Source organism: Abditibacteriota bacterium (genome assembly GCA_017552965.1).
Lineage (GTDB): Bacteria > Armatimonadota > UBA5829 > UBA5829 > UBA5829 > RGIG7931.
On sequence record JAFZNQ010000042.1, the window covers coordinates 1 to 24,780 of the forward strand.

Here is a 24,780-nt window from a genome sequence, read left to right on the forward strand (position 1 = left end):
CGAGGCGTTATATCCAATGTGGAAAGCTATCCTAAATAACTTTGCTGCCGGCAATGCCGGCCGTTAAAACTCATTCACCACACTTACACTGTTCAGCTTTCAAAGAACGCCGGCGGAAGGGGTGCCCTGCGTCGGCAAATACTATTATACTCTTTCTCAGAGCAGAAAGTCAAGAGATACGGGAGCATTTTTGCATTTTTTCTTGTGGGGGGGGAGTGTGAGGGCGTCCGTGACGTAGAGGATGACCTCTCTGTCCCGTTCAAATACAACGTCATCTCGGCGGTGAGGGCTACTCGATGGGCGGGGACGTCTTTCTTCTCTGCGAAATCTGTGATTTCGCAGAGAAGAAAGACCATGTGTCATCCCGGCCCAAATCGCAACATATGTAATGCGTCAGCATTACGCGATTTGGGGGAAGGGATCTCGGGCGGGACCCGTTTGCCCGTTCCTTGCTCCGGCACAGCCGGAGAGGGCAAATGGGGAGGACCCGGCTGAAGCAGTGACAGAAGAGCCTGCTGGCGCAAGTGCCTTTCCGTAGCATAACCAGCTCAATGGGACAAGAAGAACAATGATAATAATTGCCTTTTGCAGGCGCGCAGCGCCCGCAAAAGGCAATCTCCCGTCGACAGAACCGCGAGCCGCCGATGCTCGTCCTTCTCTCAAAGGATATATTACCCCCTGCCGGTCAATCCTTCCACACAAACCTGTGCTTGACGGACTCGCCTCCGTCCACCACTATGCTCTGCCCGGTGCAAAAGCGGTTGGTCACCGTGAGAAAATAGGCCCATTCCGCTATCTCTTCCGAGGTGGCCCAGCGTCTGAGGGGAGTCTCCTCCATGATCTCGTCCCACAGGGCCCTGTCCCGCATCACCGGCTCGTTGAGAGGGGTCACGACTCCCCCGGGGTCCAGGCTGTTGCACACGGCGCCGTATTCGGCCACCCGCAAGGCCACGTTTTTGGTGTAGGCTATGACTCCTCCCTTGCTGGCGCAGTATTCGGGAAATTCGGAGCCTGTGTGACCGCCGGCGGAGCCTATGTTCAGTATGGCCCGTATGTCCGGCTGCAGGCCGTATTTTTCGGTGACGGCGATGAGAGCCTTCAGATTGACGTCTATGTCCTCTTCGTTCTGGGTGCCCGCATTGTTGACGAGCACGTTGACGCCCTGCAGGTCGGGCAGCCGGCCCGCGTCTCTGATATCCAGCTCATAATGGGAATAAGCGGGATGGCTTATGGACGAGGCTCTGCGGTCTATGCCCGCCAGGGTGTGGCCCTCGCGCAAAAAGCGCTCTGCTATGGCCTTTCCTATTCCCCGGGAGGTCCCGGTCACGAGTATCAGCATATCATTTACCTGTCTTTCATATATTCCAGATATTCGGCGCCTACGCGGTGCTTTTTCCATTCGCTGACTATCCTGTAGCCCCAGGGTGAAAACACGGCCTCCGCCGCCAGCTCTATGGAAGCGCCGGTCAGAGAGCACACCGCGCACTGGAGCGCGGTCCAGTGAAAGCCGTCCCAGAAAATGGGAGCAAATATCACGAAGACTATGATGGCAAAGATCAGATTGTCCAGGAACTGCCCCACAAAGGTGGAGACGTAGGTCCTGACAAAAAAGGCCGCCTTGCCGTCGGGGTCCCTGTCAAACAGCTTGCCGATCTGCCAGTTCATGAAGTTGTTGATGACGGCCGAAGCGATAAAGGCGATGGTGCTGCCCAGCAGGATGAACCAGGTGCCCTTCAGGATGCCGTCCAGCGCGGCGTAATCGTTGGCGTGAGACGGTATGGCTCCGGCTATATAAAAAATGAAGCAGGTGAGCAGATTGATGGAGACGGCCAGCAGCGCGATGGTGTTGGAGGCTCTGGGACCGAAATACTTGGTGATCATGTCCATACACAGGAAGGACACCCACGAAACCAGTATGCCCCCGTCGAGAGCTATCCAATAGCTCTGATACAGGGTCTTGTTGGCCAGCAGGTTCATGCATATGACGCTGACCACAAACAGGGAGACCACGGTGGCGGGGATACACCTCAGCAATATGGCCGACTGTTTTTTGTCAAGGATGATCCAGGATCCAAAGGATGAGGATCGGGCTCCGGTTTCTTTCACTGCTTTTCCTCCGGCTTTGCCGCACAAAACGCAGGCAGCCTCCTCTCGGCAAAAGGCGCGCAAAGCGGAGGTGGGCATGATAGTCCTGGTTTTGTTTTACGACAGGATGGCACTAACGAACTGTCGATATATATTATACCCGAAGCGGCACGGTTTTTCAATCAGGCCGCCCTGCGGACACATTGATTATATCCCCCGCATATGATATAATTGTCTGTAAGAAGCATGACAAGGAACCCTTATGAAGAAATACAGGATGCACGTTTTGTGCCACACCCATTGGGACAGAGAGTGGTATCAGCCCTTTCAGGAATTCCGGATGCGTCTGGTCTGGCAGGTCCAAAGACTGCTGGACCTGCTGGAGCGGGATCCCGATTACGTCTTTCACTTTGACGGCTCCACCGTGTGGATCCGGGACTTTCTGGACATCAAGCCCCGGGAGTCGGAGCGACTGTACAAATTTATCCGCGAGGGCAGGATCCTCATAGGCCCCTGGTACGTGATGCCCGACGAATTTCTCCTGTCCGGCGAGAGCCTGGTGCGGGATCTGGAAAAAGGCATCGGCATATGCCGCTCCGCAGGCGCGGCTCCCATGCCGGCCGGCTGGGTGACCGACGTATTCGGCCACGTGTCCCAGCTGCCCCAGATACTCCGGGGCTTCGGCATCGACACGGCCGTTCTCCACAGAGGGACCGGCGCCGGCAGCCGGGAAAAGCAGGAAATGCTGTGGGAAGGCGCCGACGGCAGCCGTGTCCTGCTCATAAAGGTGTTCCCGGACACAGGATATCAGGATTTTCTGGTAAAGCGCTTTGCGTCCGACGAAGACCTGCTGCAGTATGAACAGCGCAAAAAGGACATCAGCCTCACAGGCGTCCTGTTTGCTCTGGACGGCAACGACCACACCCCTGCCCGGGGCGACGTCAGGGAGGCAGCGGAGCGCATGAACAGGGTGTTCACAGATATCGAGTGCTTCCCCTCCGACTTTTTTACCTTTATCGCCGAGGAAAAGCAGGCCCTGTCAAAAATAGACCCCGCAAGCCTCGTGCTCTTCAGGGGCGAATTGAGAAACGCCTCGGAGCAGGGCATGTGGAACGAGCTCTTCAACGGCATCGCCAGCGCCAGAGTCAATCTCAAGCAGCGCAATGACAGATGCGAATACCTGCTCACCCGGATAACCGAACCCCTGAACGCCTTTGCGGCCCTGTACGGCAACGAAGACCAGAAGGACTTTCTCGCCAAGGCCTGGACATACCTTTTGCAGAACCACCCTCACGATTCCATAGTAGGCTGCAGCCAGGACCAGATCCACAGGGATATGCTCTACCGCTTTGACCAGTCGGAGATCATAGCCGATGCCCTGGCGTGGGAAAGCATCTGCTCCCTGCCCATAAATACACAGGCGCCCGGCAGAGAAAGGGCGGTGACCGTGTTCAACCTGAGCGCCACCGCCTCGGGCCCTGTGACCCACTTTGAGTTTGACGCGCCCATGAAGGAGGTACTGGACAAGCAAAAGCAGGGCCTCACCCCCGCCCTCTTTGACGACGACGGGACCGAAATAGAATACGACGTCGAAAGCGTAGAAACCGGCGTATGGGGCAAGCCCTTTGTCAAAAAGACCGCCGACGCCTACGGAGTCCGGGAGGACGTGTGGGTAGAGAGAGTCAGACACACCGTGGCAGCCCGGGTCTCAGTCCCTCCCCTGGGTTACAAGACCCTGTCCGTGGGCTGGAGCAAAAACGCGCCTATCCCGACGTCCCCCGTCGGCAGCCATATAGAAAACGAATATCTGAGCTTTGGATACGAGGATGACAAGGGCTTTGTGCTCTGCGACAAACAGCGCAAGGTGACCTATGAGGGCCTTTTTCAAATAGAAGACTGCGGCGACAAGGGCACCGGCTGGGACCACGTGTATCCCGAGGAGGACACCTGCATCGTGTGTGACTACACAGTGGACCCTCCGGAGATCCGGAGCCGCATCTCCGCCCTGTCCGGGACTCTCACCGCCGGCTTGTGCCTGCGTCTGCCCAGGGAGCTCTCCGACGGAGAGATCTTCCGGAGCGAAGAGCCCGCAGACTGTCACGTGACCCTTGAGTTCACCCTCGACAGCGGCTGCCCCTATCTGAAAACTGTCATACGCATACACAACAGCGCCAAAAACCACCGCATGAGGCTGCTGTTCCCCACGGGCTGCGGCTCGGACCGGTATTTTGCCGACACAGCCTTTGACGTGGTGATGCGGGATCTGCGCCTCCCCGACGCCCGGGGATGGAAGGAGCAACCTATGCCCTGGGGCCCCTTCAAGAACGTCTGCGGCATAGTGGACAAAAAGCGGGGGCTGGCAGTCATGACCAAGGGCCTGTGCGAAGGCGGAGCAGAAGAAGGCACCGACGGCACCCTGGCCGTCACTCTGTTCCGCAGCTTTTCCGAGACCCTGTACGGGAAGCATACCCGGGACAGCCTTATGCTCGGCGACCTGACCCTTGAGCTGGCGGTGCTGCCTACGGATGCGTCCGTCTCCTTTGCCGACCTGCTGAACACGGCGGCAGCCTGGAAGCTGCCCGTGTATTCCTATACCTCGGCCCCCGCCCCGGGGACCCTGCCGGAGACTCATTCCTTCGCCCGCATCGAGGGCGGAGCAGTCCTCTCCTCTCTGAGGGCAAAGGACGGAGGTCTGGAGATACGCCTCTTCAACCCGGACAGCGCCGGCTCCACAGTGCGGCTCAGCCTGCCGGCCGAGATCGCCGAGGCCTGCCTCACCGACCTCTCGGGCCGGCCCCTGAAGTCCCTTCGCCCGGAAGGCTCCTCTCTCTCCTTTGAGGCTGGAGCAAAAGAGATCGTGACCGTCTTCTGCCGCCTGAGGGAGCCGCGCCGCTGAGCCAAAGGCCCCCGAGCGCCCGCATACATGCCGCCGGCCCCGCCGGCGGCTTTGTCTTTTCCTGTCAATCCTGCATTCCCGCATCGGCGATGGCGCACGCCTGCAGTCCTCAGGCATGTTTCTCCTCAAAGTCTGAGGTTTTGCAGAGCAAACGAAAAGATTTCCAAAAGACAGTCCAGGATTGCGCGGACAGAAGTTTGCGTTTTTTTTTTCATATTGTATAATAGGGGTGTAGATCCAAAATTACTATTTTCAAGGAGAAATGAATGAAAAAAGGTTTTACACTCATCGAGCTACTGGTCGTGATCGCCATCATCGCCATTCTGGCTGCAATTCTCTTTCCTGTATTCGCTCAGGCCAGGGAAAAGGCCAGACAGACCCAATGCCTTTCCAACTTCAAGCAGATCGGCACCGCTACCGCTATGTACACCTCGGACTGGGACGAATTGATGCCTTCGTTTTACGCAGGTCTTTATCCGTTCTTTGCCTCAAGCATGCCGGCCAGAGCGGGCTCCGGCGACGGCAACCATATGTACGTTGCAACCATGGGCGCCATGAATATGCACTACCTGATCGTTCATAACGCCATGATGCCCTACCTGAAGAACATCAATCTGTTCTTCTGTCCTTCCGCTGACTGGAAGGCCTCCAACCTGGGCAAGGGTATCAATGACTATACCACCACATGCTACCGTTTTTGCGTGTGTGAGGACACCTACAAGACCGACATAAATACGGGCTCCATTCTGAAGCCCTCTCAGTTTGTGATCTGGCACGAATGGAGAGCCTATCACAGAAACAAAGAAGGCAACACCGTCACCAACGACGGCAGGAACCCTCTGGCAGTAAACGGAGTATGCGCCGATGGCCACGCTCTTCTGTGGAAGGTGGAGACCTACAACGACGTAGACAAACAATGGGACTTCAACTGGCCCGCCCACTATGCCGACAACGCGCAGGTCTGGACCGACCCCTTCCTGAGCATTTCCTGGGATATCGGCAACAACTGATGTCTCAGAAGTCAGAGGGAGCTCCGGCTCCCTCTGTTGAGCTTTTGACCTCTATGTGCTATAATCAAAGAAAAATATCCGGTCGTCAACACATGAAATATCTTCTCTCGCTCTTGTCCGTCTGCGCTCTGGCGGCTCTTGCCGCCGGCCCTCTCTGCGCCTTTGGCACATCCTTTGAAAGCGGGGATCCCGCCCTGCCCGGGCACCGGGTCCTGCGGGCGGACAACGTGCTGCAGGACGGAGGCTTTGGCTTTGAAGACCTGCTGCAGAGCTTTTCCGGCACCCCAGCCATAGACGACACCTGGTCCGTAGCCAACGCCACGGACAACGACGTCGAGACCAAATACATCACCCGCGTCCTGCCCACGGAAATAATATGCGAATTGAAAAAGCCGGCCCGGGCGGAGGGCGTCAGCATCTCCTCCGGCAACGACTTTCCCGGGCGGGACCCCTCGGCCTGGACTCTGGAGGGCTCGTTTGACGGCAGGGATTATCACCTCATAGACAGCCGCTCCGGTCTCGCCTTCACCGACAGAAACCAGACTCAGGAGTGGGATTTTGCGCCAACGCCGGCCTACAGATACTACCGTCTCACCATCACGGACAAGCGCAACGACCCTCCCGAGCCCCTTATGCAGATAGGCGGCTTTGCACTGCGCCTGCTCCCGGACGAGACCGAAGTCATCCCTCCGGGGCTCATCACGGAGATAGTGGGCGGTCCCGCCCATCCCTGGATCAATTTTCCTCTCAGGGGCTGGACCGGCGAACGGTGTCTGATGGTCAGAGGCCTCCACAAAGACCCGGGGCCCGCCCGGGCCGAAAGCGTGATCTGCAAAGACCTGAACTGTCAGGTGGGCGCAGACACCTGCTTTTCCTTCATGATCTTTCCGGACTTTTGCGGCGAGTATGACTTTGGCCACGTCTCCCAATACGTGTCTCTCGATCTGGTATTCACGGACAACACCCGGCTGTCGGAGCTGGGAGCCAGGGACCGGGACGGCTTTTTGATGGGAGCCCCGGGTCAGGGCGCCGCCAGGCGGCTTATCACCAATCAGTGGAACTATATATGCTGCGACCTGTCCCCATATGCGGCGGGCAAGACCGTCAGGGACGTGGTGGTCTGCTACGAGAACGACGTCCCCGGAGGCAACAGCTATCTGCTGTCATACTTTGACGACGTATATATCGGCCCGCGGACGCCGGCGGCAAAGACAGAGCCGGCAGACTACGTGCTGACCACCAGAGGGACCAACGACAACGTCACCTTTTCCAGAGGTCTCAATTTTCCGGCGGCCTGCCTGCCCGGGGGCTTCAACTACTGGACCCCGGCCACGTCGGGCACCGGCAGCCGTATCTATTCCTATCAGCCGGGCCACAGGCTGTGCCATTTCCAGTCCAGCCATCAGCCCAGCGCCCACACCGGAGACTACGGAGTCTTCGCGGTGATGCCCTCCTGCAGAGTCACGGCGGAAAACGCCAGCCTCGCCAACACATCCCCGGAGGCCCGCAGCTCGGATTTTGACCACTCTTCCGAGACGGCCCGGGCCCACTATTACGGAGTCACCCTCAAGGACGGCAACGTACGGGCGGAAATGACCCCCGCAGACCACGCCGCCGTTATGCGCTTTACCTTCCGGGAGCCCGGCTCCAGGTCCCTTATCTTCGACGCAGGCTGCACCGGAGAAGGCAACGGCAGCATCAGGCTTACGGGCAGGACCCTGACCTTTCTCTCGGACGTCAAATGGTTCATGAACGACGGGGCTCCCATGACCTATTTTTACGGCAGTCTCAGCGAGACACCGGTGGCAGTCCGGTATCTGTCCGCCGGCCGGCCCCTGGCCGTGGCGGAATTTGACAGGAGCGTGGAGACCGTGGAGCTGAGGGTGGCCTCCTCCTACGTGAGCTTTGAGCAGGCCCGGGCCAACCTTGCCGAGGTGGAGGACCGGTCCTTCGAAGCGGTCCGCAACAGCGCCAAAAGGCGCTGGAACGCCCTGCTGGGCGCTCTGGTCCCGGAGGGAGCCACGGAGGAAGAGCTCACCACCCTGTATTCCTGTCTGTACAGGCTGTACATGTATCCTCAGAGCTTCACGGAGAACGTGGACGGCAGGGACTGCTTCGTCGCCCCCTACGGCAGCCGCACCCGGCTCATGCCCGGCAGGCTGTACACCAACTATGGCTTTTGGGACGCCTACAGGACCCAGTTCCCCGCCTATTATCTCCTGACTCCCGGGCTGGCCTCCGACTATCTGGAGGGGACCCTGTCCCACTACAGAGCCTCCGGGTGGATATCCCGCTGGCTGTGCCCCGGCGCCTTTTTCTGCATGCCCGGCACCCAGTCGGACGCAGTGTTCGGAGACGCCGCCGCCAAAGGGATAGCCTTTGACAAAGAGACGGCCTTTGAGGCAGGCTGGAAAAACGTGTCCGCCATCAGCGACCGGGAAGGCACCTTCGGCAGGACAGAAAACAGCGTGTATCCCTACAAACAGGGGTGGCACCCCTCCTACTGCTTCGGCGCCGAAAACTCCATAGGCAACTATGCCCTTTCCGTACTGGCGGAGCAGCTGGGGGACCGGGACAAGGCGGCCTTTCTCAGAGAGACGTCCTCGGGCCTTGAGACCCAGTACGACCCGGAGGTGGGCTTTTTCGTCAGCGGACATGACGGCGTGTGGAAATATACCCCGGAGAACTTTGACCCCTTCCTGTGGCACGGCGATTACGCCGAGACCAACGCCTGGGAATCAGCCTTTATGGCAGTCCACGACGGCCAGGGGCTGGTGAACCTGTTCGGCGGCAGGGACCGTCTGGAGGAAAAGCTGGACGATATGCTGGCCGCTCCGGAGCGCTACGTCTATCCCGTAACGCAGCACGAAATGCTGGAAGCCCGGGAGGTGCGCATGGGGCAGTATCAGCACAACAACTCCCCCGCCCACAACGCTCTCTATATGTACGCTTTCACAGACGCCAAACACAAGACCCAGAAATACGTGCGGGAGGTCCTGCGGCGGCTGTATCTGGGCAGCGAGATAGGCCAGGGCTATCTGGGAGACGAAGACAACGGCGAACAGTCCGCCTGGTACGCGCTGTCCGCCATGGGCTTTTACCCCCTGGCTCCCGGGACAGGGGAATACGTGATCACATCTCCTCTGTTTGACAAGATCACTCTGCGCAGGGACACGGGAGACCTGACCATCCGCGCCGTGAACAACGCTCCGGAGAACTGTTATATCAAAGCCCTGACGGTGGACGGCAAGCCCTGGGACCGGATCACCATAGACCACAGCGAACTGATGGCGGCCAAAGACATATGCTTCACACTCACCGGCGAGCCCACGGACTGGGCAAAGGGCACCTGGCCCGCCAGCCTTTCCAAGCCCGGCAGACAGTCTTACGGACTGCGGGACCTGATCGTCCGCGTATCGGCGGAGGGCGAAGACATAGGAGAGCTCTGTGACGACACGTCCCTCACGGGCAGGGTATTCGGGACCCGCAAGGCAGCCGTCACCATAGAGACAGACGGCAGCGAGCAGCCGGGGCTGCTGACCCTGACCTGCGGCAAAAAAGAGCGGGCCCCCGTCTCCTTCGCCCTTTACGGCAGCGAAGACGGCAATAGCTGGGAGCCCCTCAGAGCAGAAAAGGCCATCGCCTTCAAATGGGACCGGAGCCTGCTGCCCTTCCTGATACCGGGAGACAAGGGGTACAGGTACTACCGGCTGGAGCTGGCGTCCCTGGGCCCCCTGGAGCTGACCGAGCTGCAGCTGTGCCCCATCACGAAATAATATTTTGATAAAAGGATGATAATATGAAACCAAAAGCCCTGCTGCCTGTCAATGACCAGATCTTTGGCAAGCTGGAGCAGATAGAAAAGCGCTACAACGACCTGCGCTATGAAATAATATGCGGCATCGACCTGGAATACTGCCAGTTTTTTGACCGCCATTACCGCAGAGCCCCGGAGGACGCCTCCTACGCCAAGGCTCTGCCGGGCATGAAATGGGGCGGCAACTGGATCACCGCATGGTTCAGAGGGACCGTCAGCATCCCCCGGGACGCGGACCGGGTGTTCGTAAAGGCCGCCAACGGCGGAGAATGCCTGTTCGTAGTCAACGGGCGGTATATGGGAGTCTTTGACTCAAACCACCCCGTGGTGATGGCTGCCGAAAACGTGAGAAAGGGAGACCTGCTGGCCATAGAGATAGAGGCCTACTCCGGCCATTACGATCCGGGAGTCCACCCCACGGACCGGATGACCGTTCCCGAAGACGGCTGCAGGACCTATGAGGGAGCGGAGCTCCTGACAGAGAGAAGAGACGTGTCGGAGTTCGTCTTTGATTTTATGACCCTGAGGCTCCTGCTCAAGGCCATGGACCCGGATTCCCTGAGGCGCAACGTGATACTGAGAGACCTGATCAAGGTCTACAACACGGTGGACATGTATCCCGGCGAGACCGGTGAAGCCTCCTGGCGCCCCAAGCTCAAGGAGGCAGACAAGATACTGAAGGAGCTGCTGGCAGCCAAAAACGGCACTACCTCCCCCTTTATGGGCATCACCGGACATTCCCACATGGACACGGCCTGGCTGTGGCCCCTGAGAGAGACCTGGCGAAAGTGCGCCCGCACCTATTCCAACGTCATCAATCTGATGGACCGTTATCCGGAATTCACCTTCATCCAATCCTCGCCCTGCCACACGGAAAAGATCAGGGAATACTACCCGTCCCTGTTTGAAGAGATCAAAAAACAGGTGGCCGCCGGACGCTACGAGCCCAACGGCGCCATGTGGGTGGAGCCCGACTGCAATATCCCCTCCGGCGAAGCCCTGGCCCGGCAGCTTTTGGTGGGGCAATACTCCACCCGGGAAATGTTTGGCTATACCTCCGACACCCTGTGGCTGCCGGACGTATTCGGCTACTCGGCCGCCCTGCCCCAGCTGCTGCGTCTGGCAGAGGTCCGCTTTTTCCTGACCACCAAGCTGGGCTGGAACGACACCACCCGCCACCCCTATGACACCTTTGTGTGGGAAGGCATCGACGGAAGCACTGTGCTCACCCATTTCAACACCATACACAGCTGGCCCTCCCCGGACCACTTCATCGGCAGCTGGAAATGGCTGCAGCACAAGACCAATCAGGACCGGCGGTTCATAGCCTACGGCTTCGGAGACGGCGGAGGCGGCGTGATGCCTGAAATGATCGAGGTGGCCCGCCGCTGCCGGGACCTGGAGGGCTGCCCCCGGGCGGAGCACACGTCGGTCAGCGCTTTTATGCAGTCCATAGAGGAGCGCTCCGAACCCCTCCCCTGGTGGAACGGCGAGCTGTATCTGGAAGCCCATCGGGGCACCCAGACCGCAGGCAGCGAGCTGAAAAAGGCCAACAGGCGGGCCGAGTTCGTCATGAGAGACGCCGAGATACTCTCCGCGGCGGCCCTTGTGGCCCGGCAGGAGCCATATCCCGGCAATGAGCTGCTGGGGCTCTGGAAAATGCTCCTCACCAACCAGTTTCACGACATCATACCCGGCGACGGCATCCGGGAGGTGGTGGAAGAAGGCCTCAGGGACTATGAGACCGTCATCTGCCAGGGCTCTCATCTGAGGGACAAGGCCCTCGACCGCCTGACAGAGCCCTGCCCCGGCGCCGTCACCCTGTTCAACACTCTGTCCTGGGAGAGAAGCGGCGAGGTGAGCCTGCCCGCCGGCGTGTATCCTGCGGGCGCCCTGTGCCAGGATATCACGGACCCTGACGGGACTGCCCGGACGGCGGCCCTTGTGGGGGCGCTGCCCCCTATGGCCGCGGTCACGGCGCCTCTCGCAGAGGAGCCGCCGCAGGCAGCGTCGCCCTTCAGGGTGACAGGCAGCACCATAGAGACCCCCTTCGCCGTAGCGGAGCTGGCAGAGGACGGCTCTCTTAGGAGCCTGGTGGACAAGGCCTCCGACAGAGAGGTGACCTGCGGCAGACTCAACAGATTTTATATAGGCGAAGACGTTCCCGAGATATGGGACAACTGGAACATAGACAAAGACCAGAAAAACAAGATGGCCCCTGCCGTCAGGCTGACGGAGCGGGAGATCATTGCCGACGGGCCCCTGCAGCTCGTAGTCAGGAGCCGCTACGCCCTGTCGGAAAGCTCCTCCATGGTCCAGGACACCGTGTTTCACAGCTCCACTTGCCGGATAGATTTCAAGACCCTGATAGACTGGCACGACAAGCACACCCTGCTGAAGGCCTCCTTTGATCTGGACGTGCTGGCAGACTTCAGCCGCAGCGAGATACAGTACGGCTTTGCCGAAAGGCCCACCCACACCAACAGGCCCGACGATGCGGCCCGCTTTGAGGTGTGCTGCCACAAGTGGGCGGACCTCAGCGAGACCGGCTTTGGCTGCGCCGTCATAAACGACAGCAAATACGGCCTGAGCATCGAGGAAAGGAACATATCCCTTACTCTCATCAAATCCGGCACCCATCCAGACCCCACCGGCGACGAAGGTGTCCACAGCTTTTCCTACGCCCTGCTGCCTCATGACGGAGGCTTCGGCGTCAGGCAGGTGACCCGGCCGGCCTATGAATTCAATCTGGCCCCCCTGACGGCAATGGGCCGGACCGCCCCAAAGGCGGACAGTCTCATAAGCCTGGACAGGGACAACATCATAGCCGAAGCCGTCAAGCAGTCGGAGGATGGCAGCGGGATAACTGTAAGGCTCTGGGAGGCGGAAAAGACCGGGACAAAGGTCCGGGCGGCGTTTGGCTTTGACTTTGCCGCCATCAGCGAAGTGAACCTGCTGGAGGAAAAGCCCCGGCCGGTCAGGACCGAAGGCAGGACGGCTTTTCTGACCTTCCGTCCCTTTGAGATCAAGACACTGAAGATCACCTTTTAGTCCCGCCGGGCGGGACGCAAAGACGGCGCCGGAGCGGGTGTTCCCGCTCCGGCGCCGTCTTTATCCAAAGCTCTTTTTGATCTTCTTTCAACATGCATCAGGGTCTTTGTTCACAGTCCTTTGCAGTCTGTGTTCAAAGCCCTTCGCAGTCTCTATTTGCCCACGAGGGGCATCTCCGTCATCCTGAGCTTGGCGCAGCCGTAGGGTATCAGCTCCGTCTCCCGGGCCTCTCCCACAGGCTTTCTGCTCCGGGGGATGGCGTTGGCGTGGCCGTATTTGCTGCCCCAGTCTATGGGAGCCATGGTTGCCTTCACCCAGCAGGCCGGCTTGTCCCCGAAGGGGTAGTCGTCCATAGGCCCTTCATGATACTCAAAATCGGCGGCCGCAAAGGCCATGTTCCAGGGGGACGCGGGCCTCAGTTCCCAGTCGCACCAGGGATATTTTCTCTCCACTCCGCCCCGCTCGTATTCAAGCATACGCTTTGACGCCTGCACGGGCAGGGAATAGAGCAGAGGGCCGTACCACAGGCACCGAAGGCCTTCGGGACGCTGCCGGAGCTCAAAGTCGTAGTCAAACTCCACCGTCAGCTTCACAAGGTGGCTGTTTTTCTCAAAGGTCATCCAGCCTCCGCCGGCGCCCTCCCGCTCCAGACAGTATTCGTTCTGCTTCATGTCGCCAAAGTCCACGGAGCCGTTCAGCACCTCGTTGCCCTTCACCCGCACCTTTTTGGCCCAGGCGGGGATGCGCACCTTCACCCGGCAGCGGGCGTCGCCCTCCGCCACTATGACGAATTGCTTCCGGAAGGGATACCAGGAATAGACCCGTGCCTTCAGGCTCTTGCCCTCGTGCTCAGTTTCCGCCTCCGTGGGGGCAAAGCTGGCTATCACCAGCCCTTCGTCGTCCTGCATGATGCAGGAGGCGGCGTATTTGGGAAAGGCCTGATTGAAGTTGGCGGTGCAGCAGCCGTAGCCGGGCTCCAGCCCGAACACGTTGCTCTCCTCTCCGTTGGTATAAAACACGTTTTCGGCATGCTCGGACACGCAGCAGGATATCTGATTGGTCTGCTGGTCGTATTGGTGGGTCCACATATCCGCGCTGATGGTGGCCGGCAGGGAGTTGAAGGCCAGCCGTTCCAGAGCGTCTCCCCATCCGGAGGAGCCGGATATCCCCATCAGTATCTCGTAGGAATACATGGCCTCGGCTATGCTGCACAGCTCCGCGCCGTGGATAGGGCTGGTGCCGGCCAGACATTCGTCTCCGGAAAAATGTCCCGGAGCCTGGCCGTGATACTTCATGAGATAAAAGAGAGCCTTCTCCGCCGCCGCATCCGGGTCGGAGCCGTCAAACTGGCTGAAGAGAGCCCCCGCCTTCAGGCTCATGGCCAGATTCACCACGTGGGTGTCAAGGGTCCACTTCGGCACGGGGCCGATGTGGCGGAAGTGGTCGAACCAGGCCCCGTAGTCGTGGCCCTGCTCTTTGAGGAGCTCCGCCAGCTTTTCCGTCCGGCGGCCCGGCTTTCTCTCCAGCAGCCACCTGACCGCTATGAGCCCCTCAAAGGAGCGATACTTGCCCCAGCCCATCAGGGGGTGCTTTTTGATGTGCTTTGCCAGACACGCCAGAGCCTTTTCCATGGCGGGCTGCACCCTCTCGTCCCCGGTGCAGTCGTGCCACACCGTGAGCACCTTCAGTATCAGCAGATAGGCCCACATATCGTAGGAGGCCCGCTCCTTGTCCGAGCAGGGGCATATCCAGCCGTCGGGCTGCTGCAGGTCCAGTATGGCGTCTACGTATCTTTTGGCCACCTTTTGCAGCTCCTCATCCTCCAGCAGAAAAGCCAGGGGGATAAAGCCGTCCAGCCAGTAGGGCACCCTTTCCCAGCCGTCCTTGTCCCCTCCTATCCATTTGCTGTCCCGGATGTCGGGCCAGATCCTGTACAATGCTCCGCTGAGCCCCCGGGCCTGGAGCTCCAGCTGCCGCCGGAGCCACCCGTGGGGCCGGATGCGGGCGGGGGATATAGATCGGTATTTTGCTTTGCGCATCATGCTGCTCCTCTATTTGACCCGTGAAACGATGACCTTGTCTATATACACCTCCGCTCCGTCGCAGCTGTGCATATAGAGGCCGCAGCCTCTGCTCTGCCAGATCTTCCTCTCGCCCAGGTCTATCCTGACGTAATCTCCTGAGAGCTCCGAGGCCTTGACGAAGCGGCTGAAGATGGTGCCTCCGGCGAAGGGGTCCCACAGCTCTGCCTGCAGGGCTCTGTCCCCTTTGCCCTTTTTCTTCAGGCGGACTACTGCGGAAAGCTTTATGCCGGCCGCGCCCTTGGCCTGCAGCTCGTTGACCAGATGGGTCAGGTCTCTCACCATGCACCTGTCTCCGTCCGAGGGCAGGCACACGGCCGCCTTGCCTCCCGAGGCCTTGGGATCCCGTCTGAGGGCGCTGAGGGTCCCCTCCTCTCTCAGGATAAAGTCGCCGGCCTCGATGACAAAGGCGCCCTTTTCCTTTTTGAAGGGCAGCACCGGAGCGTAGGGAGAAATGTCGATGGACCTGGACTCCGAATAAAAGGCGTTGTCCGTCTTTTTGGCGTGCTCAAACACTGCCTTCACGTATTCCTTTTCGTCGCTGATGGGCAGATATCCGCTGTCGGCCACCGCCTTTTTGGTGTCCTCGTCCGCCGTAAACCAGCCCGTCTGGAACCAGAAGAGCTCGTTTTCTATGCGGTCCCTGTAGACTCCATCGGCCGTCTCCAGAGCCAGCCGGAAGAGCCGGAAGAAGTATATCATCTCCTCCGTGTTCATCCAGCTCACGTCGTTCATATAGGTGGACAGGAATATGTTCCTGCTGCGGATGAGCCTTTCGCAGCCGCAGATCACTTCGTAGAGATACTTCCAGCAGGGGCCGTAGTAGTGCTGCATAAAATCTCTGATGAGGGCGTCGTCGTCTATGTCCGGATCCCACAAGAGGTGGGCCAGCAGATAGTTTTTCAGCACGTTGAAGGCAGGGCTCAGATTGAACCGGTCCCCCTGCTCAAACACGGCGCAGGCATGGTGCTTCCTGAAGCTCTGCACGTCCGGCTTCAGAGAATGGAAGTTGGGGTGAATGATATAGTAGTTGTTGAAGTTCACCGTGTAGTTCCAGATAAAGAGGTTTTTGGCGGTTTTGCCCCAGGCCTCCAGGTTCTTATAGAAATCGCCGTTCACCGTCTGCTGGTCCGCGTAGGGGAATATGCGGCAGTTCTTTATCACCCGGTAGGGCCTGTGCTTGCTCTTTTCCTCTATGGGCTCCCCGAAGTTGTTCTCTATGTCGCAGAGCCGGATGATCACGTTGTCCACAGGCTTGATGTTCGTGGGCGCCGGCACCGTGTACTGATAGGCAAAGGTCTCCAGGAGCACGTCGGGATACCGGTCCTTCACCTTGTCATAGATATAATTGAGAGCGTGGATGAGCACCCCCGACTCCGAGCCGTATTTTTCCACCAGGGCCCGGCACTTCTCGCACCGGCAGGGAGACTCGTTGTCATTCTGGGTGATGGATATCATCTGAGGGTCCCGGCGCTTGTCCAGCTCCCGGAGCACGTTCTTCGCCACCTCGTCCAGCATATCCGTGTTGGACAGGCAGGGCTGAGTAGGCACTCTCCTGCCGTCTATCTCGGCATACCACTCGGGATGGGCCTCAAAATAGTCTTCCTTCTTAAGGAGCATCCGGCCGAAGGTGTGGGCAAAGCCTATGAGCTCGCAGTGGCCGCCCCACTCCTCCGGGATAAAGTTGTTGTGGCCGTTGAGCTTCAGCTTCACGGCGTGGCGGGGATTGGCCATATTCATCTTGTAGTAGGCTTCCCGGGAGAAGAAGTCGGGCTTCTTCACCTTCTTCAGGCTGCCGGGCACCTGTATATCCCTGTTTTCCGGCACTACCTCCGTCTCTGCCGTCAGGAACCGGACTCCCAGATAATCCTCCAGGAAGGTGTACACGGCATACAGGGTGCCCCTGGGCCGGTCTCCGGCCAGGATCAGGTATTTGGCGCCTGACTTTATCAGGATGCCGTCCCGTTTCAGGCTGTCCCAGTCAAACTTGGGCAAGAGAGCCTTGACGGCCCGGGTCTGCCCCACGTAGATATTCACTCCGTCGGAGGGCTTGGAGACTACCCTGAAATCGGCTCCGGAGATCTTTTTCAGATATCCTGCCAGCTCCCGGGCGGCGTTCTTTTCGGGCTCGGTGGCGTCCCGGCCCGCGACTATCCTCACGTCGGTCTTTCCGTCTTTGGTCAGCCGCAGAGCCCAGGCCCTCGCGGACAAAAGCGCAAGCAAAATGATACAGATATACAGCATGATTACCTCTTTGTTTCCGGTTTTTCAAATGTAAAAATAAGCCTGTCGATATACACGTCCCCGGGCGCGGCCATGGAGTCCACATACACGCAAGCCGCAAAGGGGAACCACAGGACGCTCTCCGTCAGCTCCACGGTCTGCCACTCCTCCGACAGTTCACCGAGGGTCACGGTCTTCCCCATGCGGACCCCGTTGTCCAGCAGCAGATAGTCAAAGGCGGGCAGGTCCCCGTCGCCGGAGGCCCCGGTCCGGGCCACGGCATAGACGTGCATCTTGCGGTAGCCCTCTTTGTATTTTGCCAGCAGCTCCTTGGGGATCCGTTTTCTGAAGGCCTCCTTGCCCATGCGCTCGGAGGGGTCTCCGGCGGGAGCCGCTATGACCGCGGCAGAGCCGGCGGAAGCGGTGCCGTCCGTGACGAGCCGTGAGATGACCCCCGCCTTGTCCCCTTCCAGGTCGGCGGCCGTGACCTCAAACCAGTCCTCGTCCTTCAGGTCCCTGCACACGTTGGGAGTCTTGCCGGACTGCTTCAGGGCGGGCATGTCGGCCAAATAGGTGACGGCAATGTTGTTGCCCTCGTAGTAGCGGTCGTTGTGGGTAGCCACGGCGTGCTCGAAGAGGGTCTTCCTGAATTTTTCGGGATCTGTGATCTGCAGATACCCGCTCCGGGCCACCTGCTGCCGGGTCTCCTCGTCCGCCAGATACCAGCCGGTCTGGAAGAAGAGGAGCTCGTTATACACTCTGTCCCTATACTCCTTTTGGCCGCTGACCTTCGACAGGGCCATGGTGAACAGGCGGAAGCACTCGGTCATCTCCTCCGCGCTCATCCAGCTCACGTCGTTCATGTAGGTGGACAGGAAGATATGCTTGTCCCTGATGATCTTCTCGCAGTAGCAGATCAGGTCGTAGAGGTCCTTCCAGGCGGGCCCGTAGTAGTTCTGCATGAACTCTCTGATGAGGGCGTCGTCATCCACCGAGGAGTCCCACAGCAGATGGGCCATGAGATACTGCTTCACCACGTTGAAGGCCACCGCCCGGTTGAAGGAGTCTCCCTGCTCAAACACGGCGCTGACCTTGTGCCGGACAAAGGTCTCCACGTCCGGCTTCAGGCTGTGGAAGTTCGGGTGGATGATGTAGTAGTTGAAAAAGTTCACCGTGTAGTTCCAGATGAAGAGATGCTTCGCTATCCGGCTCCAGTCCTCCAGGCTCTTATAAAAATCCCCGTTCACGGTCTGGTGGTCCACGTAGGGGAACAGGCGGCTGTTTTCCATCAGCTTGTAGGGCCTGTTTTTGCTCCGGTCCCTGATGGGCTCCCCGAAGTCGTTCTCTATGTCGCAGATACGGATGATGACGTTGTCCCGGGGCACTATATTGGTGGGCGCCGGCACGGTGTACTGATAGGCAAAGGTCTCCAGGAGCACGTCGGGGTATTTGTCCCTGACCTTGTCGGAGATATAATTGAGGGCGTTGATGAGCATACCCGACTCCGCTCCGAACTCCTTGACCATAGCCTGACATTTTTCGCACTGGCAAGGGGAGGAATTGTCGTTCTGGGTGATGGAGATCATCCGGGGGTCATCCCGCTTGTCCAGCTCTATGAGCACGTTCTCCGCCAGCTTGTCCAGCACCTCCGGATTGGAGAGGCAGGGCTGATAGGGATATCTCTTGCCGCCATGCTCCGAATACCATTCCGGGTGCTCGGCGAAATATTTGCTCTCCGGCAGCAGCATATGCCCGAAGGTGTGGCCTCCTCCTATGAGTTCGCAGTGGCCGCCCCACTCCTCGGGAATGGCAGAATTGTAGTGTCCGTTGAGCCTGAGCTTGACAGCCAGCTTGTAGTCCGCGTGGTTGGGCTCGTAATACACCTCTCTGGAAAACATGGGCGGCGTGTAAATATACTCCGTCCTTCCGGACAGGGAGACGGTCTTCTTTTGGGGCACGATCTCCGCTTCATAGGTCAGATAGCGGACCCCCAGATACCTTTCCAGAAACTCATACACGGCGTAGAGGGTGCCCCGGGGGCGGTCCCCCGCCAGTACCAGGCCGCCGGGCACCGCTTTGATCACCACTCCGTCCGAAACGAGAGAAGCCCAGTCAAAGCCCGGCAGGACCGTTTTGGTGACTTCGGTCTGCCCTACGTAAATATTCGTCTTATCCCGGGAAGGCTCGGACACGGTCTCAAGGCGGGCGCCGGAGATCTTCTCCATATAATCCGCCAGCTCCGCCGCCGCGTTTACTTCGGGGGCGGAGGCGTCCCCGCCCAACACTATCACAGCCGCGGGCAGTCCGTCCCGGACCAGGTCCATGGCCCATGCGCCGCAGCCCGTAAGCAGGGCGCACATAACCAAAAGCAAATACTTCATACTAACTCCTTGCTGCAATATATTACCCGGCAAACCGCGGGTCTGCCGTTTATTTCTCAAAAATGATGAACACCCGGTCAAAATAGATGCCGTCGCCCAGCTCAGGGTCCGGCTGGGTGTAGAAATAGAGGCATGGGGTCTTCATGCCGCCTATGCCGCATTCGCCCATATCCACGGTGGCATATTCCCCGGGGAGCTCCCGGCCCTTGAGCACCTTGTCCAGACGGTAGCCGCTGTCCCAGATGAGGGAGTGGAGGGCGATCTTGTCGTCGGAGGCAGCCTGCCGGCCCCTGGTCCTGACCACGCCGTATATGCGCATTTTGGTATAGCCCGCCTGCTCCTTGGCCCTGATCTCCCTGCCCAGCACCCGCCTTACGGCCCACTGAACAGAATTGGTGGCCAGCACGGCGCAGGTGCCGGTGACCGTGTCCGGGTCCCTCACAAGCCGGGCCCAGCCGTTGTCCGTGGCAATATCCATCTGATCCGCCGTTATCTCCAGCCAACTGTCGTCCTCCAGGCCCCGGCACTCCTCGGGCACGTTCCCCGACTTCACCAGGGGAGTATATGGAGCAAACTGGGTGCCGTCCAGAGGCATGCCCTCGGAGTAGCGGCGGTTGTCCGTGGCCATGGCGTGGCGGAACAGCTCCTTCTCGAAGCTTTCGGGGTCGGTGATCTGCAGCCAGCCGCTTTCTGCCACCTGCCGCCGGGTCTCTTCATCCGCCAGATACCAGCCGGTCTGGAAGAATATGAGCTCGTTATACACTCTGTCCCTGTATTCCTTTTGGGCGCTGACCTTCGATAGAGCCATGGTGAACAGGCGGAAGCACTCGGTCATCTCCTCCGCGCTCATCCAGCTCACGTCGTTCATGTAGGTGGACAGGAATATATGCTTGTCCCTGATGATCTTTTCGCAGTAGCATATGAGGTCGTAGAGCTCCTTCCAGGCGGGGCCGTAGTAGTTCTGCATGAACTCCCTGATGACTGCGTCGTCATCCACCGAAGGATCCCACAGCAGACGGGCCATGAGATACTGCTTCACCACGTTGAAGGCCACGGAACGGTTGAAGGTGTCTCCCTGCTCGAAAATGGCGCTGGCCCGGTGCTGCACAAAGGTCTCCACGTCCGGCTTCAGACAGTGAAAATTGGGGTGGATGATATAGGAGTTGTTGAAGTTCACCGTATAGTTCCAGATAAAGAGGTTTTTGGCCAATTTGCTCCAGGCTTCCAGGTTCTTGTAGTAGTCCCCGTTCACGGTCTGCTGGTCCGCGTAGCCGAATATGCGGCAGTTCTCCATGACCTTGTAGGGCCTGTTTTTGCTCCTTTCTCTGATGGGCTCCCCGAAGTTGTTCTCTATGTCGCATATGCGGACGATGACGTTGTCCCGGGGCGTTATGTTGGTGGGAGCAGGCACCGTGTACTGATAGGCAAAGGTCTCCAGGAGCACGTCGGGATACTTGTCCTTGACGACGTCGGAGATATAGTTCAGGGCGTTGATGAGCATCCCCGACTCCGCGCCGAACTCCCTGACCATTGCCTGACATTTTTCGCACTGACAGGGGGCGTCGTTGTCGTTCTGGGTCACGGAGATCATCATGGGGTCCTGCCGCTTGTCCAGCTCCAGGAGCACGTTCTCCGCCAGCTTGTCCAGCACCTCCGGGTTGGAGAGGCAGGGCTGGGTGGGGACCCTTTTGCCGTCCCTGAGAGCGTACCACTCGGGGTGCTCTTCAAAGTATCTGCCCGCAGGCAGCAGCATGCCTTCGAAGGTGTGGGCAAAGCCTATGAGCTCGCAGCGGCCGCCCCACTCCTCCGGTATGGCGGAGTTGTAATGGCCGTTGAGCCTGAGCTTCACCGCCAGCTTGAAGTCCTTGTGGTTGGGCTCGTAATACACCTCCCGGGAAAACAGGGGAGGCGTGTGTATGTATTCGGCGCTGTCGGGGACGGAGATATCCGCGGCTTTGGGCACTATCTCCGCGTCTATGGTCAGAAACCGCACTCCCCGGTACCGCTCCAGAAACTCGTACACCGCGTAGAGGGTCCCCCGGGGCCGGTCTCCCGCCAGCACCAGCGCTCCCGGCGCGGCCTTGATGACTATGCCGTCGTTTTTCAGCCGGTCCCAGTCAAAGCCAGGCAGCAGCGACCGGGTGACCTCCGTCTGTCCCACGCAGATATTGGTCTTGTCTGCGGAAAGAGCCGACACGGTCTCCGGGCGGGCGCCCGATATCTTTTCTATATAGTCCGCCAGCTCAGCGGCGGCGTTCCGCTCGGGCTCCGTGGCGTCGTCCCCCACTACTATCACCGAGACGGCCCTGCCGTCCCTGACTATATCCAGGGCAAAAGCGCTCACGGTCAGCAACAGACACGCGCACAGAGCAAAAAACTTCATCAGATACATATATGGTCTTCCCTTAGCAATTTTTCTATTTTCATAATAGCATAATATCGGACCGTTCATCAACAAACGGGAGCCGGTTTTTCCCGGCTGGCCCCATCTTTGCCCCGGGATATGCTATAATAGACGTGAAATACTTATTCTGGAGATCGGCATGCTGTACAAACTCCTTATCGGACTGACACTCTTGTTTGGCTTTTCCGCGTCGCTGCAGGCCACGGTATTCGTGTATTCCCACAGGCCGAACGGCTTTTTGACCGAGGCCGTCAGGCAGGCCTTCCCGGGCATGACAGTCACGGAGATATCCGGCGACGGGCTCACGGAGCTGAAGGGCTCCGGAGACGACATACTGGCGGTGATAGACTCCCAATACTTCCCCAAGGCCGCCCTGCCCGCCTTTGAGACCTTTGTAGCCGAGGGCAATCACTATCTGGGTCTGTGCGGCCTGCCCTTCACCGACCTGCTGCAAAAGGCCGGCGGCAATTGGCTCACCGGAGAAGAAATGAACCGGGAGGCGGCCTCCCTTTCCACAGGCGTCCTCGCTCCCCTGTCCACCCTGAAGACCGAGGACTTCACACTCAATTCGTCAGCGGGGACCCCCGCCGTGACACTGGAGCCGGAAAACGGCATGCTGCACATCCGGGCTCCCCGGGCGGAGGAATGGCAGACCTACACTCTGAAGAGCCTGAACGAGACGGACGTGAATGACGATTCGTATATCACCTTTTCGGCCAAAGGGAGCCTGCGCTCTCCCGCAGTGTGGATATTCCTGCAGGAAAAAGACGGCTCCCGCTGGAACAAAAAGGTGGACCTCACAGGCGAAGTCCGCCGCTACGCTTTCAGAGCCTCCGACTTTACCTACTGGCAGGACTCCCGGTCCAGCGGCAGGGGTCTGGACGGCGACAGTCTCCATCTGTCGCAGCTGGACCTGGCGGAAATATCCATCATGGCGGCTCCCAGAGGCGAGGGCGTAGCCCTCATGGACACGGTCATAGGAGACCCGGTGGACATATATATCGGCGACCTGGGCTACTACCGGCCGGAATCGGCGCCCACCGAGGGGACCGCGCCCGACATGCACTGCATATACCCCGCCTACGAAATGCACGAGACCGAAGGCAGCAGCCTTACTCTCCTTACGGGAGACGCCTATGAGGGCCGGGGCCATATCACCAGCCCTCTCTGGCGCAATCGGGGCTACGGCACCGGCTACAAGGGCCCCTTCAGACAGGTCCCCCTGTCGGTGCTTTACGACGGCGGGGAGATGAGAGGCGTCGCCGCCGAGGCCGTGTACACCTATGACGGCAGCAGGAACAACGTATATGCCTATATAGGCAGCGACCCGGACTATCTGGAAGCCCATCCCGACTACACCCGGGCCGTCCTTAAGGCGGCTGCGGAGAGGCTCACGGGAGCGCCCTTCATTGTCTGCGGCGGCCTGGCGGACTTTTCGGTGCTGCCGGGAGAAAAGCCGGAGCCGGGGATGACTGTCCGCAGCGCCGCCGACTGCGTCTGCAGAGCCGAGCTGCTGATCCTGGACGAACGGGGACGCGAGGTATTTGCCAGGACCCGTCAGGCGGAGCTGAAGGCCGGACAGGACCTGTCCTTTAAGGAGACGGCCCCTGCCCTCAGGAAAGGCTTTTTCACCGCCGTCTGCCGGCTCTGTGATGCCGACGGCAGGCTGCTGGACCGGCTGGAGATGCCTTTTTCCGTGTATGCTCCGGAAAAAAGGACCGCTTTCAACTCCGTGACCCAGCATGACGGAGATTTTTGGCTGAAGGGCAAGAAATGGGTCCCCTACGGCATCAACTACTGGCCCTCCTATGCGGTGGGACTGCCGGTCCATGAGTTCTTTGACCTCACCTGGCAGCACCCCTGGCAGTACGATCCCGTCATCATAGAGAGGGACTTTGATCTGCTCGACAAGATGGGCATCAACTGCATCAGCTTCGGCCTCAACCACGGCGGCCCCATGCGGGACGTGGCCATGAGGGCGGAAAAGCACGGCATCAAGCTGCATATAGCCACCGGCGGCACCCACCCCTGCGGTCTCAACTTTGACACCATCAGGGACACCGTGGGCGCCTTCGACATAGCCAAGTCCAGCGCCGTGTTTTCCTACGACCTGGGTTGGTAAGTCCACGTGGGCGGCTACGAGGTCCGCCGCCGCTACAACGAAAAATGGACCCGGTGGATAGAGGACAATTACGGCTCCCTTGAGAACGCCTTTGACGACTGGAACTACACTCCTCCCGCCGACCTGACCGATCCGTCCCTCGTTGACGGTCCCACCGATGAACAGATAACGGACAGCGTCCCCATATCTATTGCCTACATAGCCGCCTACAGGCGCTTTATGGACGAAGTGATCAGCAAGGGCTATCAGTACTCCGTGAGGGAACTGCGCAAATACGACCCCCTCACCCTTATGGGGGCCCGCAGCGGCTACGGAGGCACCGGAGCCGAGGGCGTGGCGTCGGTGATGCCCTTTGACCTGAAGGCCGGAGTCCGGCATCTGGACTACACGGCGCCGGAGGCCTACAACATAGGCGCGGACCGCCCCGGTTTCCTGAAAGGACACCTGAACAACGTTTACGGACGGTTCGTGTCCAAGGGCAAGCCCGTCATGTGGCCCGAATACGGCAGCCCCCTCTTCTATTCCGGCGGAGGAGTCAACCGGGACAACTACCGCCCCGGCGCAGGCTACAGCCGGCTGGCCAACGAGGCGCAGTATTATGCGGGAATGGCGGACTTCATCATCGAGACCAAGGCCAACGGAGCCCTGGGCTGGTGGTTCCCCGGCGGCTACCGGGTGGACGAAATGTCCGACTTCGGCATCACCAACCA

11 protein-coding genes and 1 pseudogene are annotated in these 24,780 nt (G+C 59.3%); 6 read left to right on the forward strand and 6 right to left on the reverse strand.

The window, feature by feature from the left end:
* Nucleotides 1-685: 685 nt before the first annotated feature.
* Together IK083_04480 and IK083_04485 are read right to left on the reverse strand one after the other, a co-directional pair.
* A complete protein-coding gene (locus IK083_04480) occupies nt 686-1,339 on the reverse strand; it encodes an SDR family oxidoreductase (protein ID MBR4748812.1) in 654 nt (217 codons plus the stop codon).
* 5 nt (nt 1,340-1,344) lie between these two features.
* Nucleotides 1,345-2,184 (reverse strand): VUT family protein, encoded by an 840-nt coding sequence (locus IK083_04485; GenBank protein MBR4748813.1) that lies wholly within the window; start codon nt 2,182-2,184, stop codon nt 1,345-1,347.
* Between the two features lie 163 nt (nt 2,185-2,347).
* On the opposite strand from IK083_04485, the gene IK083_04490 reads away from it, so the two are divergent.
* The 4 genes and pseudogenes from IK083_04490 (at nt 2,348) to IK083_04505 (ending at nt 12,859) form a co-directional block, all read left to right on the forward strand.
* Nucleotides 2,348-4,981, forward strand: coding sequence for a hypothetical protein (locus IK083_04490; GenBank protein ID MBR4748814.1), 2,634 nt, complete (start codon nt 2,348-2,350; stop codon nt 4,979-4,981).
* A 266-nt stretch (nt 4,982-5,247) separates the two neighbouring features.
* A pseudogene (locus tag IK083_04495) lies at nt 5,248-5,436 on the forward strand (prepilin-type N-terminal cleavage/methylation domain-containing protein).
* 647 nt (nt 5,437-6,083) lie between these two features.
* Nucleotides 6,084-9,767, forward strand: coding sequence for a GH92 family glycosyl hydrolase (locus IK083_04500; protein MBR4748815.1), 3,684 nt, complete (start codon nt 6,084-6,086; stop codon nt 9,765-9,767).
* Nucleotides 9,768-9,790: 23 nt separating this feature from the next.
* Entirely contained in the window at nt 9,791-12,859 is a 3,069-nt protein-coding gene (locus tag IK083_04505; GenBank protein ID MBR4748816.1) for an alpha-mannosidase, read from the forward strand.
* A 152-nt stretch (nt 12,860-13,011) separates the two neighbouring features.
* Here IK083_04505 and IK083_04510 read toward each other — a convergent pair whose 3' ends face one another.
* From IK083_04510 to IK083_04525, 4 genes are read right to left on the reverse strand one after another with little or no spacing between them, the layout of a single operon-like run.
* Nucleotides 13,012-14,901, reverse strand: a complete 1,890-nt coding sequence (locus tag IK083_04510; protein ID MBR4748817.1) for a glycoside hydrolase family 127 protein — start codon at nt 14,899-14,901, stop codon at nt 13,012-13,014.
* 9 nt (nt 14,902-14,910) lie between these two features.
* On the reverse strand, nt 14,911-17,184 hold the full coding sequence (locus IK083_04515) for a DUF4838 domain-containing protein (GenBank protein ID MBR4748818.1): 2,274 nt from the start codon (nt 17,182-17,184) through the stop codon (nt 14,911-14,913).
* A 2-nt stretch (nt 17,185-17,186) separates the two neighbouring features.
* Nucleotides 17,187-19,544 carry a DUF4838 domain-containing protein gene (locus IK083_04520; GenBank protein MBR4748819.1) on the reverse strand — a complete coding sequence of 786 codons (2,358 nt, stop codon included), beginning with the start codon at nt 19,542-19,544 and terminating at the stop codon, nt 17,187-17,189.
* A gap of 49 nt (nt 19,545-19,593) precedes the next feature.
* The gene (locus IK083_04525) at nt 19,594-21,927 is read right to left on the reverse strand and encodes a DUF4838 domain-containing protein (protein ID MBR4748820.1); all 2,334 of its coding nucleotides are present in this window, start codon (nt 21,925-21,927) and stop codon (nt 19,594-19,596) included.
* A gap of 160 nt (nt 21,928-22,087) precedes the next feature.
* Here IK083_04525 and IK083_04530 point away from each other — a divergent pair, with 160 nt between their 5' ends.
* Both IK083_04530 and IK083_04535 read left to right on the forward strand, forming a co-directional pair.
* Nucleotides 22,088-24,070, forward strand: a complete 1,983-nt coding sequence (locus IK083_04530) for a hypothetical protein (GenBank protein MBR4748821.1) — start codon at nt 22,088-22,090, stop codon at nt 24,068-24,070.
* A 6-nt stretch (nt 24,071-24,076) separates the two neighbouring features.
* Nucleotides 24,077-24,780 (forward strand): hypothetical protein (locus tag IK083_04535; protein ID MBR4748822.1); only part of this gene is annotated, 704 nt, incomplete at its 3' end.